This window comes from Moorena sp. SIO3E8, assembly GCF_010692445.1.
Taxonomy (GTDB): Bacteria; Cyanobacteriota; Cyanobacteriia; order Cyanobacteriales; family Coleofasciculaceae; genus Moorena; species Moorena bouillonii.
The window spans coordinates 1-13,296 of record NZ_JAAHHM010000066.1 but is presented as its reverse complement, the minus strand read 5'-3'; the positions used below and the strand labels follow the sequence as shown (position 1 = coordinate 13,296).

At 41.6% G+C, this 13,296-nt stretch carries 14 protein-coding genes and 1 pseudogene; 6 read left to right on the top strand and 9 right to left on the bottom strand.

Annotated features, from left to right (window positions below):
• Positions 1-90 precede the first annotated feature (90 nt).
• Together F6K46_RS23860 and F6K46_RS23855 are read left to right on the top strand one after the other, a co-directional pair.
• Positions 91-222 carry a hypothetical protein gene (locus F6K46_RS23860; RefSeq protein WP_293062057.1) on the top strand — a complete coding sequence of 44 codons (132 nt, stop codon included), beginning with the start codon at positions 91-93 and terminating at the stop codon, positions 220-222.
• Positions 223-224: 2 nt separating this feature from the next.
• A complete protein-coding gene (locus F6K46_RS23855) occupies positions 225-374 on the top strand; it encodes a hypothetical protein (RefSeq protein WP_293062055.1) in 150 nt (49 codons plus the stop codon).
• Positions 375-1,483: 1,109 nt separating this feature from the next.
• Here F6K46_RS23855 and F6K46_RS23850 read toward each other — a convergent pair.
• Both F6K46_RS23850 and F6K46_RS23845 read right to left on the bottom strand, forming a co-directional pair.
• Entirely contained in the window at positions 1,484-1,705 is a 222-nt protein-coding gene (locus F6K46_RS23850; protein ID WP_070391267.1) for a hypothetical protein, read from the bottom strand.
• Positions 1,706-1,715: 10 nt separating this feature from the next.
• Positions 1,716-1,847, bottom strand: coding sequence for a hypothetical protein (locus F6K46_RS23845; protein WP_267876476.1), 132 nt, complete (start codon positions 1,845-1,847; stop codon positions 1,716-1,718).
• Positions 1,848-2,477: 630 nt separating this feature from the next.
• Between F6K46_RS23845 and F6K46_RS23840 the strand changes: the two genes are divergently transcribed.
• Positions 2,478-3,947, top strand: a complete 1,470-nt coding sequence (locus F6K46_RS23840; protein WP_293062048.1) for a putative Ig domain-containing protein — start codon at positions 2,478-2,480, stop codon at positions 3,945-3,947.
• 199 nt (positions 3,948-4,146) lie between these two features.
• Here F6K46_RS23840 and F6K46_RS23835 read toward each other — a convergent pair whose 3' ends face one another.
• The gene (locus F6K46_RS23835; RefSeq protein WP_293062046.1) at positions 4,147-4,434 is read right to left on the bottom strand and encodes a DUF433 domain-containing protein; all 288 of its coding nucleotides are present in this window, start codon (positions 4,432-4,434) and stop codon (positions 4,147-4,149) included.
• Positions 4,435-5,357: 923 nt separating this feature from the next.
• Here F6K46_RS23835 and F6K46_RS23830 point away from each other — a divergent pair.
• The gene (locus F6K46_RS23830; protein WP_293062045.1) at positions 5,358-6,317 is read left to right on the top strand and encodes a hypothetical protein; all 960 of its coding nucleotides are present in this window, start codon (positions 5,358-5,360) and stop codon (positions 6,315-6,317) included.
• Between the two features lie 171 nt (positions 6,318-6,488).
• The gene (locus F6K46_RS23825) at positions 6,489-6,974 is read left to right on the top strand and encodes an NINE protein (RefSeq protein ID WP_293062044.1); all 486 of its coding nucleotides are present in this window, start codon (positions 6,489-6,491) and stop codon (positions 6,972-6,974) included.
• 213 nt (positions 6,975-7,187) lie between these two features.
• Here the strand turns inward: F6K46_RS23825 and F6K46_RS23820 are convergent, their stop codons facing one another.
• The 6 genes from F6K46_RS23820 to F6K46_RS23795 form a co-directional block, all read right to left on the bottom strand.
• The gene (locus tag F6K46_RS23820; protein ID WP_293117418.1) at positions 7,188-8,258 is read right to left on the bottom strand and encodes an IS4 family transposase; all 1,071 of its coding nucleotides are present in this window, start codon (positions 8,256-8,258) and stop codon (positions 7,188-7,190) included.
• A gap of 457 nt (positions 8,259-8,715) precedes the next feature.
• Entirely contained in the window at positions 8,716-9,264 is a 549-nt protein-coding gene (locus F6K46_RS23815; protein ID WP_293062039.1) for a DUF29 family protein, read from the bottom strand.
• A gap of 164 nt (positions 9,265-9,428) precedes the next feature.
• Entirely contained in the window at positions 9,429-9,791 is a 363-nt protein-coding gene (locus F6K46_RS23810; RefSeq protein ID WP_070391271.1) for a DUF5615 family PIN-like protein, read from the bottom strand.
• Positions 9,791-10,144 (bottom strand): DUF433 domain-containing protein, encoded by a 354-nt coding sequence (locus tag F6K46_RS23805; RefSeq protein ID WP_293117415.1) that lies wholly within the window; start codon positions 10,142-10,144, stop codon positions 9,791-9,793. The genes F6K46_RS23810 and F6K46_RS23805 overlap by 1 nt, the downstream gene beginning before the upstream one ends.
• 134 nt (positions 10,145-10,278) lie before the next feature.
• Positions 10,279-11,553, bottom strand: coding sequence for a glycosyltransferase (locus F6K46_RS23800; protein ID WP_293068609.1), 1,275 nt, complete (start codon positions 11,551-11,553; stop codon positions 10,279-10,281).
• 124 nt (positions 11,554-11,677) lie between these two features.
• The gene (locus F6K46_RS23795) at positions 11,678-12,304 is read right to left on the bottom strand and encodes a CinA family protein (RefSeq protein ID WP_293068607.1); all 627 of its coding nucleotides are present in this window, start codon (positions 12,302-12,304) and stop codon (positions 11,678-11,680) included.
• A gap of 115 nt (positions 12,305-12,419) precedes the next feature.
• Here F6K46_RS23795 and F6K46_RS23790 point away from each other — a divergent pair.
• Positions 12,420-13,169 (top strand): annotated as a pseudogene (locus tag F6K46_RS23790) (transposase); the annotation flags it as partial.
• Between the last annotated feature and the right edge of the window lie 127 nt (positions 13,170-13,296).

Below are 13,296 nucleotides of genomic sequence, written 5' to 3'. Positions count from 1 at the left end.
CTTTAGGACATAGTCTTTGGGTTGAAATGAAGCAGGGAGCAGAAGATGTCTTAAGCTTTACTTCGACTGCTATAAGTGCGTTCGCTACGCGTGACCTACGGTCAATCGCGTAGCGTGGCCTACGGCCAATCGCATTATCTACCCAACAACCGATACAGTTTTCCCTCCGGCTCTATACGACTCCCAACTCCCGACTCCCTATTCAACACTTCAGATAATTAAACATGTTAGCCAACGACATTGATCACCTGATTGACCGTAGGTCACGCTACGCGAACGAACGTTTAGACGCCATTATTGATGCTGCTAAATCCCAGCGTAGTCGGATCGGTTTTTTTCCAGCACTCTATCGACTTTATTTGCTGACAATTTAGGAACTAAACTTTAATAAGTTGAGCATCGGATCCGGACTAGATAGGATATAATCGGATATAGAGCACTACGCATTCAGATGTTTGACATTCCTCAACTCCGAAACTCAGTCATAGCTGACTTTTGACTTCTGACTTCGTTCCTTATGACTTGCGCGTAGCGCTATATAGGGACTAATTTGCTCAACTTATTTTGGTGTCATTCCTTAACAGCTACTGTTATTTAGGATCGTTGATGGTTTCAATACTCTACATTAGTAGCTGATGGACTCCTTACCGGAAGTATCTGATCCCAAATCCGTTTGTCAAAACCCCTTTATAAAAATCGACCAAATCTTTGTATGCAAGGAATATATGGCTATGCGGATAAGGGGGTGTGGGAACAGGGTAAGCGCAAGAATCAATAAGCTGTGGCTTATTGAGAAAAAACCTAGGTTATTATCAACAATTTAACTCTATTGCGAGTACAGTTCTACGAGATTATAGGGGTTTCAAACCACGATCAACCGATATCCAACCAATGCACATTATGATCCATTTTTTCTTGCGCTTACCCTGGGTGTGGCAACAGGATTTGGTATGAAGGACCGCCAGAAAAAGAAGTCCCACCGAGTTCCACAACAAAAGGCCTGCACTTTATCAATGTTGCCTAGATCGTACAGTTCAGGTGCAACATAACCGGAGGTGTTTGCCGATGCTAGAGTTTGTGCTTTCATGCTTACTATCCTATTCAATCAATTAGTTAGTTGTGATCAGTTACAATTGGTGAATTGACATTTGGCAATGGGTGCATGTCAGTTTTGTTAATCCCTGATTTAGATCCCCCATTATCCCCCTTAATAAGGGGGACTTTTGAATCTAATTCCCCCCTTTTTTAAGGGGGGTTAGGGGGGATCTATGTACCTAATTTCAAAAGTGACATGTTCCCTTTGGCAATTGACTAACCGTTCCTGATACTTCACAGATTAAAGTCAATTTCTAGGTAATTCATTCACCTTTTATGAATTCACATATACAGAAAACTGTATTGCAATTGTGATCAGGAGTGAGGTCCACAGCATTCAGCCGTCAGCCGTCAGCCGTCAGCTAAAACCTCACGCTACTTGAGGTGCTTAAAATGAACCTAGAACGAGAGAATTTAATAGTTCCAGATTAATCAGAATTGGAAGTCTGGTGAAAATTCCTTGGCGACGGTAACGAATTGTATTCGCAATCCGCGTACGTTGGCTGAAGATAATCTGCTTTTCATCATTTAAATCTTCGATGCCCAGTAACTCAGCAATATAGGGCATCACCCAGGAATCACAGGTTTCAATAAACCAGTTGTCATACAAGCCTTCAATATCAGCTTCTATAAATCTGGAGTTCCTTTTCCATTACCGCCAACAGCGCCCGTAGGGGTTCCCCTTGGGCAAAATCTCGCTGCCGGTAGATAGCAGGTAATAGATTATAAAGCCGCTCGGTTGATTGGTTCATGTTAGAAATACCATTGGTTTTTCACCAGGGAGCTCATAGATAGCGTTTGTATCTGAGTTGTAAACACACTTCTTGCTGTAAAAGGCATGCATGCTAGAGGCAAAAGGCAACAGGGGAAAGAGATCCGGAGTTTTATTGTCCAATAAAAAAAGACCTCCCAGGTTTACATCTCCTACAGGAAACACTATAAAAACTCAAAAGTCAAAAATAACAGGATTTGATCAGATGCGCATCTTATGGTAATAAACAAAATATATTATCAATAAGGGAAGCAGTAAAGGTAATTGATAATTCCTGAAACCCTTATCTATCAAGATATACGAGCTTGTAAATCAAAAAAAATATCTAAAAAGCCTAAACTCCTATAAAATTAGAATTTGGGCAAAATTTAATATCTGCATAGCCTTTCACCATACTTTAGCTACGGTTTCCGCAAAGGGAACCATGGAGTTACTTACAGCAAAAAACAACAGGGCTACTTAACCGTAGTACCGGATTAATTTGTAAACCATTAGTTGGAGGTGCAGCGGAAAGGGGCTGAGTGGGCTAAGAGGGGGTTCACACCTTGAAAGCTCCGTCCTAACTCTCACCCTCAGGGTGTAAGTGGTGTATTCTGCTGCGAAATTTTCGATGAAAAAAATCCGTATTTTTCTGTGGGCGGCACTATTGTCTGGTGCTATGCTCATGATTCCACAGCCAGCTCAGGCGATTGAAAGCATAATCGAGCCGGTCAGTCACTTTGATACTGGCACAGAGGCTTGGAGCGTTGTTGACGTCAATGATCAAGCATTTGACCCCGAACAGTCTAGAATCTGTGGATTTATCACTGGTGGCTACATTCGTAATGATGATCAAGTCAGTGATGGACCCTACGATTACGTTGCTCCCGAGAAGTTTCTTGGTGACAAATCCAGTTTTTTCAATGGAAACCTCAGGTTTGCTGTTGAGGTTAATTTGGAAAATAGCGATGAGATTACCGAGGATATCAATAGTTTAAATAACAGTTTAATAAATGGTTTAACCATAAGTGGTGGTGGTTTGGAACTACAGAACCATGTATCGACGCCCACTATAGACCAATGGACTCCCTACACCATACCCCTTAATGCAGAGGGTGGATGGATAAAAAGCGACAGCAATGAAGCAGCGACGAATTTAGAGATAATGCAAGTCCTGACTGATTTGGATTATTTAAAGATTAATGGCGATTGGTTCACAAATACCAACAAAGACCGTTCCAGTCTCGATGAAGTTCGCTGGGAAACCTGTGGATCTCTCTACGTCTATGAACCCCCAAATAATTCTGCCCCTGTGGTGGCTAATCCCATTGGCGCTCAAAGCATTAACGAGAATGAGCCTTTTACCCTGACAATTGGGGAAGCAACATTTAGCGATCGCGATGGAGATAGTCTGAGCTTTAGTGCAACCATACCCAGCTGGTTGAATTTCGATGGCACTACCTTCAGTGGTACTCCTAGTAGGGATGACATTGGCACAAGCACAATTACTGTAACAGCCTCTGACGAGCTATGCAAAACCGTCAGCGATGCCTTTGAACTTCAGGTTAACCATGTTCCTGTGCGTACTGAAATTGCCAATTCAGTGGAGGATTTTTCTGATACTCAAGGAGAGCATAACTGGTTCTATGGCTACTACGATGGTTCCCTGACCAGTGCTGATTTCCATGAAATGCAGGAATACACTAAGGGCTCCTGGAAAGTGAAGCAAGGAAAATACTGGACTGAGCTATCTAACACTATTGCTCATCCCAACGGTCCGAAAACCACCGGTAGACGGCAAAAGGTTGAGCAGTGGGGAGTTCGTCGCTGGGTTAGTGACATTGAAGGGGAAGTTACGTTCAAGGGTCACCTCGCCAAGAAAGACCATCGTACTGCCAGCGATGGTGTGATTGCCTATATCTTTGTTGATGGTACTAAAATCTGGTCTGACGCAATCGATGGCAAGGATGGTGTTGGGGTTGATTTCACTGTATCCAGCACAGTGCAAAAAGGCTCGGTAGTTGACTTTGCCCTGGCACCTGGCAATAGCGACTATTTTGATAAGAGCACATTCACTATTAGCATCATTGGTTTGTTGTAGAGCTTAAGCGGTCAGCGGTCAGCGGTCAGCGATCAGCGGTCAGCGGTCAGCGATCAGCCGTCAGCGGTTATGGGAGTCAGGAAATTAAGTACTGACTCCCTTGGCACCAGCTAATTCTATTTTTAGTTAATAGCTTGATTTAGCAACAGCGCGATGGCGAAGCGGTTCCAAAGGAACATCGCGTTTTTTTAGTTCACGATCAACCTAAGATAGACTTTACAGATGGATGCACTAATTTATCAGGGACTTGGTTTGGCTCAATGTATTCATTAATCTCCCCCTGATTGTCAAGATAGAAACTTAAGGCATCAAATACTTGCGCCAGAGTCAAATGACTTAGATGGTTTAGAATTTCTTCTGGCATAATACCCAAGCGCCATAAACCAACAATAGCACGCACAGATGTCCGAGTGCCGATGATGATTGGTTCTCCGTTCAAAATTTCCGGATTACGAGTAACGTAGCGCGAGATCGTTTTAGCAGTCATAAGGCTCTTTGCTTTGGGAAACCAGTGCTATGTCTAATTTACCAATAAGATTTCAGGTAAGCATATGCGCGTAGCGCACGCTAGGCGAACAGCGGTCAGCGGTCAGCGGTCAGCTGACGTTAGCACAAGCTAATTCTATTGTTCGTTCATAGCTTGATTCAGCAACAGCGCGTACGCGAAGCGGTTCCAAAGGAACATCGCGTTTTCTTAGTTCACTGTTTGGTTATCTGGTTTTAGGATTTGGGCTTGGTGGTGATGATGCGTTCGCTACAGCTAACTTCTCACCTCTCCCTATTTGTATTGATAGTTTCATCAAATTTATTTTGATTTAGCAATGAGTATTTAGACTTACTTTTAATTGTATAAATGAGTTGTAAAACTAGATTGTGAGTTTTTATAAACTAAAAAACTCTGTATTCCTTACTGCTCTTAGCTATGCGGAGTTTTAGGTTTCCTAAACCTTGGGATTATTTGTTCACATCTCAAATATAAATACTAGATTAATCTTAATTTACTTCATGTAGCTTCGGTAGTGCTTCAGACCACTTCATTGACTGCTCATGCCCTACTTTATACTTCCTACTTACTAGGACAAAAATCCCTTAAATCCTTTACTCATAAGCTGTTCGGAATTATCTATTATCAAAGTATTTATGATAAAAACTCATAAATGTAAAGCTTTGATGAATTTAACTTAGACTAACTAAAATTGTTAGAATTGTGTGTAATACTGGTTTGGTAAAGTAAATCAGATATCAATAACGAATTGATTGGTATTATCTCTACCAATCTCAAGCCCTAATTTTCTTGACATCTACCATTACTGAAGAACTGAGCAACTCCATTATTGATTTCTGATAATACCAAAAAATAAATAGTTTAAGGTAGCTATAAATAATCTCAAGTTAAGGTCAATAAAGCAAATGATCAAAAATAGCTTAACCGAAGAACAATTCCAAGGATTAGTAGAACGGCTTTCCAAACGTAAAAATGAGCTGGAAGGCAGAATCACCATTGAAACGGTTAAGGATAGTTTAAGGGAATTAGGACTATCCGATCTACTTCTTGAAAATGATATTGATGAGGTTTGTAAACAAATGAATAGAGAATTGAAAATGCGGCAATGGACAAACTATTTTAAGTTTGCCTTAATCCTAATGATTTTGACAGCACCATTATCTGCCTTTGGAGGGTATAAACTCCGAGAAGTTATTGTGGCTAAATTTCCGGAATTCGTAGGACTAACTAATGATGAGTCTTTACAATCAAGGGAGCTGAAACTACAAGTCAAAGACCTCCAAGATAAAGTCAAGGATTTGGAAACAGACAAGGATAAACTAAACGAAAGAATCGAAGACCTCAAGACTGAAAATAAAACGCTTAAAAATCTTGGTAAGCCTGACACAATATCGCAAGCTACGAGAACTTCAGTAATTACTGAATCTAAACCGACTCCAGTTTCATCCCAATCAGTTGAGCTGTCAGGTATTATCTATGAATTGAAAAGTTGCCAAAAATCCTACAATGTAAATTCAAGTACTCAATCCATAATTTGCGCTATCTTAATCACAAGTACCAAAGAAAATGTTAAATTGCATTTGTATTCCAACCACCGTGAGGGAAGAAGTAGACTACTTGACCAAGGGAAAGAATATGTAGCCACAAAAGTTGAATTGGGGACATATAGTAATAACCGTTATGGTTATGTCAACAATAGCTTAATTAAGGATATACCAATAGAAGCTATTATTACTTTTAAGGGAGTTTCACTAGATGTCAAACAGATAGATGTCCTCCAATTTATAAATCATTTGAAAAGCTCTTATTACACTGGTTTTCTCAATACTGAGTTACGGAATGTGTCGGTTACTCCAGAAAAATAGAAACTATTTAATTTACAACTAGGTTATGAAAAATAAGCCAGATTTTAATAACCTCAAAAACTATGCGGGCTCTGCCAACACTGGCTACCGATAACATGAGGGCAAGCCCGCCCCTAACGCACCCTACGAACTAATTAACGAGCAGATATTTAGATAAGGAGTAGTTCAATCATGAGAAAAACTGAAATAGCTTACCTTTTATGGCTTACCTGTTTATTAGGTTTTTTCGGCGTCCACCGTTTTTACACTGGTAAGTACGTTAGTGGAACCATCTGGTTATTTACATTTGGTTTTTTTGGATTTGGGCAACTTGTAGATTTAGCTATGATACCAGGAATGGTTGAAGAGAAAAATCTTAAGTATAGGATGCTCTATGGCGGCGCACAACCAAACAACCAGGTCACTCCGCAGGTTGTTGTCAACGTCGCAGATGTAATTGCTCCAAGTGCCGATAACCAAAAGGTCAAGAATGACACCCAACTTATCCTTCAAGTCGCAAAGGATAATGGTGGTAATATATCTGTAGCTGATTGCGTACTTGCTACAGGAAAGCCAGTTGAAGAGATCAAAGAGATGCTTAATACTATGTGTAAGCAAGAGCTAATAATGGTAGATAATCACCCCGATACTGGAGCAATTATCTACAAAGTTATATAAGTCAATTAACTATAAAATTGTAAGTATTCAGCCGTCAGCTATCAGCTATCAGTTATCAGTTATCAGGCGCTTTAACTGCATGGGGTCGGATTAGTAAAACGAGCAGGGATTTCCAACCAGTCGTATCAGCATCCACCAGCTTGTTTACTATCTCCCGTTGATTAGGTGATGGCTAACTGCTTATAGCTGAATGCTTACGGGGTGACAAGAAAGCTATAAGGTATACTGGATAAGAGTCATAGCTCTTTGACCCCTCTGAAAAAAAGGCAGTTTATTGGATTTAGTTCTCATTAATTGTTCAGCAAGATCTGACCAAAACTCCATTCCAACCGTCCACAAGAGTCCATACTGACCAATCCAGAAATTACTGTGTCGTCGTTGGTAACGGCTGGCTTCTTGTAGGCGATTAATATATTTTTGTTGTCCCAACTGTTTAATTTTATTCCCTTGTAATCCCGAACTTGTATAGGCTATAGCTATTAACAAGACCAACCTATTAAGACGCTCAATTGAAGCTTTCGACCCTTCTAAGTTGTAACCCCCACTTTTACAATCTTTAAACATCGCTTCAATTCCACTTCGAGCTTTATAAGCAGTAAGAGTTTCTTTCAAACTTTCCAGATTAGTTAAAATATACCAAGGTTCATCTAAGTTTCTATTTTTGTATTTGCGTTTCCAGTAACAAGCGAGGGTTAGAGGGCCAAACCCCTTACTTTTTGTGACTTTAACTCCTGTTATAAATTTTTTCATTCCAGGAGATAATTCTAGGGTACTTAATTGTTGAAAATTTTTCCCTTCCTCCTGAATATAAGTATTAGCTTTTTGACGCAAAGCAAAAGCTACACCCATTGTCTGTAGCCATGTAGCGAGTTCAACACTGTGAAATTCTCTGTCTCCTAATACTACAAAATTGTAATCCTTTAACATTTTGATAACAGGACGAAGTAAAGCTTGTTGTTCGGACAAGTTACTGCACCCACGCTTCTCTAAAAAAATCCAATAAATAGGCCAGGCTCTTTTTGACCAGATTACACTTACAACAAATAAATTGTAGTGTTTCCACTGAGTTCTATCCAAGGTCACAAATAGGCGTGATGATTTCCCAAAATAGGTTTCAATTAAATGTTCAATAATCGGAAACCAGAGCAACGCTACACTCAACTGAGGCAGGAGCAAAAATCTTTGTAAATAGCGGCGGCGACTTTCAAATAATATCGGTTGTGGAAATAGGGCAGCTAATCTCTCAATTCTAACTTCTTTATGAAATTGTAGTAGCCCAATCAACAACTCAACTGTTACACATTGAGCAGATTTTCATCTACTTTGAAGGTGAGTCTGATAAAATTGAGGTAACATTTTCAATCTTATTGGTCTTGTTGACAATCTAGACCATTCTTTTTTTACCACAAGTCGCTCTAATTGCCAATCCATCAGGCTTCTGGCTTGCTTGTCACCCCCTCAGAGCTGAATGCTTACATATAGCGTTTCTAGGACTCATAAGCTACAAAGGGATCCCCCTAAATCCCCCTTAAAAAGGGGGACTTTGAGGTTGAGCAGTGTACCTCATACATGGAATAAACGCTATAACATTAATTTTATTGTGGGCAGTGCATCAGACCAATTGAAAAGCTGACTATCGTAAAGGTAAGCACTGCCCACCCTACATCTACTAAAATTAATGCTGTACAAGTAACATTATGATATTTAACTAACAAAATGTTCTGAATGCGGCCTCTTCCCACTATTCCCTGTTCCCAGATCCGCTGTTCCCTCTTACAGACTCTTTATTTAGCAGAACAAATACGTTAGATCCAGTTAAATAATCATCTAAAACTGCTGGCAGTTCTTTAGCTGAATAGCGGTAAGTCAGACTAAGTAAACTATTTGCAGTCAAAATCAGCTGTGGTTTATCCAGCCTCTGGGAAAGTTGAGACCGCCTTAACTCTCCATTGAAAACTTCCAGACTAGCAGGAGCGATCGCTGCTTCTATTGCTTCCTCTAATCTGGGCTGCCATTGATCAGGTTTAATATAATAGGATGTCTTATTATCTTTAAGATTAAGCTTTTTAATTTCCAGAATTGAACTAGCAATTGAAGCTGCCCAAGAATTGGTTAAACGCTGCTCTACTTGATTTTTAATTAAGTGGATAAATAGCCTGACTAGGAACGAATCAATATTACGCAAAATTGCCTGTTTACTCATCCCTTCTAATTCATCGACAATTGCTAAAGCATCTGCGTATCGTCCTTCTACAATGCTAGTTTTGAGGTCTATAAGTTCTTGTGTCATAGGTAAGGTAATTGTTAGGAAGTAGGGAGTAGGGAGTAGGGAGTAGGGAACAGCGGATCTGGGAACAGGGAACAGGGAGTAGGGATTAGGGATTAGGGAGTAGGGAGTAGGGAGTAGGGAGCAGGGAAGAAGTTTGATAACATGAGTGTTATAAAATTTTAAATTTAAAGTAGAGGCATAAAACTAATTTGGTCTTTATATTCATCCTCTATTGAGGCTTCAGCAATAATTATTAATTCCTCCATAATTTGACCCATACTCATGTCCTCATTGATGATGAATATCCCTGGCACATGAAGACCTGCTGCCAGATGGTCTTTTAAATGAACAGGCATAGTTTTACGGTTATTAGTGACAAGAATAAAGCCATTATCCTCACACCATCTGAGAATATCTGGGTCAGAAGTACCTTTGGGTGGTGTATTCGGGTCGCCAATCGCCCAGACTTTTAATTGAGGATAGCGTCGCAACATCTGTGTGCGATAACTTAACGGAATATGTTCATCCAGTAGATAGTTAATTGTCATTAACTAGCCTCTACTGCTTTAGTCTGGTTTTGATAGGCAGCCTCTTTTTCAGCTTTAAACTTTCGGAGTTTTTCAATAAAAGGAGGAGGATTTTTACGCTGTTGCTCGCGCATTTGATGACTCCACGCCAACCAGTCAGCAATATAGGCACTCACGGAAACTTGGTTGTGTAAATAGTATAAAATTGTGGCATAAACCTGTTCTAGTGTTACCGTCCTATAGCGTTCGGCAATCGCTTCTGGTGTCTGGGCACGATGGATATATTGATAGAGAATATGTTCTATCCCAATGCGTGTTCCTTTAATCCGAATATCATCGGGTGCTAAAAAATCAAAGTAATCTTCTAGTTGCATTAGTATTAACCTGATTGATAGAACTTATCCAAGTTTATAGCAGTTATTATAGTTATAAGGTACAAATAATTTTTGTCCGACTCCCGACTCCCGACTCCCGATTACCGACTCCCGACTCCCGACTCCCTAAAATCCTAACCAAATTGAGATTCAATCATAGCGATCGCATTAGCAATGCCATCTTCATCGCGGATTTGTTTCCCCAACGCTTCAGCATTTTGCCGAATGGTCTGGTTTGTCGTCACTTCGCGGATAGCAGTAGCCAGCTTCTCGGCAGTCAACGTCTTCTGGGGAATCGGTTTACTGCCCACACCAAGGGCATGAACACGCTCGCCCCAAAAGGGTTGGTCCCCAAAAAAGGGACAAATGATAGTCGGACGACCTGCCCGTAAGCCAGCAGCGGTTGTGCCAGCCCCACCATGATGCACCACTGCCGCCATACGGGGGAAAAGCCAATCGTGGGGAGCGCTGTCAATTTTTAAAATGCTGTCGGGCAAGTCATCTACAACCAAGCCACCCCAACCGGTAGCAATAATCCCCCGCACATTGGCTTGCTGTAACCCTTCAATCACAATTTCCGTCAGCCGCTGGGGATCTCGTCCAGCCATACTGCCAAAACCCACATAAACCGGAGGATTACCAGCATCAAGGAAATCCTGTAACTCAGCCGGTGGTTGCCATGTATCTTGTTGGTCTAGAAACCAGTAGCCGGTTGCTACCACACTCTCAGGCCAGTCCGTAGCTTGATCGGAGACAAACTTACTATAACAATATAAAACCGGAATCTGTTCACCCGTCGTGGTACGCAGAATATTAAAATTGCCGGGTTGGGGTGGCAAATCATGGTTAGCTCGCCACTCTTTAACAGGTTTGCCTGCTGAAAACTCCATTAATCGATTAACGAAGTGATAGGTCAGTTTGTTATACCAGCCCCCTAAAGGCCATTTCGGGAAGCCCATGTTAGGAAATTCAGCGGTAGGCACCAGCATCGGCAAGGGAACCGCCATGATCACGGGAATGCCCAATTTTTCCGCAAAATGAGGGCCCCCATAGGTTTTGGGGTGGAAGATGATCAGATCAGGGTTGGCTTGTTGTGCGGAATTCCAAGTATCCTTAAGCATCATCCGTTGCATGGGAGCAACTTGTTTAGATAACTTACGAGTGAGTTTGATGGTTTCCCAGAGGTTGGTCGTATTTTCCATGGCATCCCGACCTTGATCTGAATTGATCAGCTTCATCATCTCATCGGTCATATAGCCATAAGTTAAGCCATGCTCCCTGATGAATAATTCAAAACTGGCACTAGTACAGACTGTGACCCTATGTCCTGCTGCTTTTAAACCTTTGCCTAATGCCACATAGGGCTGGACATCGCCACGGGAACCTAGTGTTTGGATAAATACGTGCATAGGTCAGAGACTTCTTTGCTGAAGTTGGGAACAGGAAACAGCGGATCTGGGAATAAGGTTACCTGAATCAATTGTAATAATTTTTGTTCCCTGTTCCCTACTCCCTCCTGCTCCGTCTTTCCTGTTACCTTTTCCGTCTTCTCTTTACCATACCCACTCGACAACGCTCGCTGTGCTCCTCGATCACCCAAGTTGGTTCACCGTATCTGATGTAACGGCCATCATAGGGTTCTTGACACATGGAGTCGAGAGTTTTACAAGTCACATTATCGCCGTCGCTGGTACAGACAAAATTTTGGAGGTGTTGTGTCGCCAGTTCCAGAGCGTCAATCACCACATTTTGCCGAATCAATTTCCGCGTCATGGACAAGATTGGAGCAGATACATAGCCATTAGGGTCGGCCTCAGCTTCGGAACGATATTGTTGGCACACAACTTCCGTCATAGGCAATCCATCACCATCGCAAAGTGCCATGCGCCGGTGCCTGGTATTGAAGACAATGGGCTGTTCTTGGATGTCACTGTCTTGGCTCTCAGAGGTGGTGCGAATAGAAACTGCTGCGTTAACAACACCGAGGTCTTCCAATTCATCTTTGTCAACCGGTCCGGCGTGTCCGGTAACTGCAATAGAGACCATCGCTCGACTATTTTTCAAAGCACCAGCAGCCATTTGTCGAGCTGTGGTTTCTGTATAAACATCGCCTTTTTTGACCGAAAAATCTAAGGGCGCAAGCCCCTGGATTCTATCCATGGGGTTAGCCCGCAGGGAATTTATTCCCTAACCACCCAGGAACTTTTGTGCTAGAATATCGACTATAATAGAAAGCAATATATCAATACCAAGGAGGTGATTTTAAGTGTTGGTTATGGAGTTCAAGGCTGTTCTCAAAGAGCCTCAAAAGTTAGCAATAAATGAAGCTATTAGAACGGCTCGTTTTGTCCGCAACAAGGTACTTCGGTACTGGATGGACAATCGTGGGACCCGAAAGAAAGAACTCTATCGCTATAACACTCAATTAAGAGATGAATTCAAGTTTGTTAAAGACCTCAATAGTCATGCTTGTCAAGCCTCTGTTGAGAACGTAGAACGTGCTATCAAACGTTTCTTTGATAACTGCAAGAATCAAGTCCCTGGGAAGAAGGGTTATCCTCGCTTTAAGAAACATTCTAGGTCAGTCGAGTATAAGCAATCTGGATGGAAGTTATCCCCAGATAAGAAGTTCATAAAATTTACCGACAAGAAAGGCATTGGGCAAGTCAAGCTCAAAGGTACCTGGGACTTGTGGTGTTTCGACCAGAAGCTAATTAAGCGAGTTCGGATTGTTCAAAGAGCCGATGGGTACTATGTCCAGTTTTGTGTCAAAGTAGACAATTATGAGCAATTAGAAGCTACTGGTTTTACTGTTGGCCTAGACGTCGGACTAAAAGAATTTTATACAGACTCTGATGGACATTCCGAGCCTAATCCTAGATTTTACCGAAAAGGTGAGAAACGTTTAAGGTTTTATCAGCGTCGGGTTTCTCGAAAAAAGAAAGGCTCTGCTAACCGAAAGAAAGCCATTAATAGACTAGGCAGGACACACCTCAAAATAAGTAGGCAACGTGAAGAACATGCCAGTGCGATTCGTTGGTTAGAAACCGAGAATATCGGAGGATTAACCGCAGGGTAACCTCACCCTGACAACTTGGATACCATGTTGGTGAAAATCCAACCCTCACGAAATCTGAGTGACAACCCTACCC

Excerpts from the sequence above, each read along its gene's own strand:
- F6K46_RS23855 (WP_293062055.1), top strand. The coding sequence starts at position 225 with ATGTTAGCCAACGACATTGATCACCTGATTGACCGTAGGTCACGCTAC.
- F6K46_RS23805 (WP_293117415.1), bottom strand. The coding sequence starts at position 10,144 with ATGCAACTAGAAGATTACTTTGATTTTTTAGCACCCGATGATATTCGG.
- F6K46_RS23800 (WP_293068609.1), bottom strand. The coding sequence starts at position 11,553 with ATGCACGTATTTATCCAAACACTAGGTTCCCGTGGCGATGTCCAGCCC.
- F6K46_RS23815 (WP_293062039.1), bottom strand. The coding sequence starts at position 9,264 with ATGACACAAGAACTTATAGACCTCAAAACTAGCATTGTAGAAGGACGA.
- F6K46_RS23810 (WP_070391271.1), bottom strand. The coding sequence starts at position 9,791 with ATGACAATTAACTATCTACTGGATGAACATATTCCGTTAAGTTATCGC.
- F6K46_RS23795 (WP_293068607.1), bottom strand. The coding sequence starts at position 12,304 with ATGGATAGAATCCAGGGGCTTGCGCCCTTAGATTTTTCGGTCAAAAAA.
- F6K46_RS23825 (WP_293062044.1), top strand. The coding sequence starts at position 6,489 with ATGAGAAAAACTGAAATAGCTTACCTTTTATGGCTTACCTGTTTATTA.
- F6K46_RS23835 (WP_293062046.1), bottom strand. The coding sequence starts at position 4,434 with ATGACTGCTAAAACGATCTCGCGCTACGTTACTCGTAATCCGGAAATT.
- F6K46_RS23845 (WP_267876476.1), bottom strand. The coding sequence starts at position 1,847 with ATGAACCAATCAACCGAGCGGCTTTATAATCTATTACCTGCTATCTAC.
- F6K46_RS23830 (WP_293062045.1), top strand. The coding sequence starts at position 5,358 with ATGATCAAAAATAGCTTAACCGAAGAACAATTCCAAGGATTAGTAGAA.
- F6K46_RS23840 (WP_293062048.1), top strand. The coding sequence starts at position 2,478 with ATGAAAAAAATCCGTATTTTTCTGTGGGCGGCACTATTGTCTGGTGCT.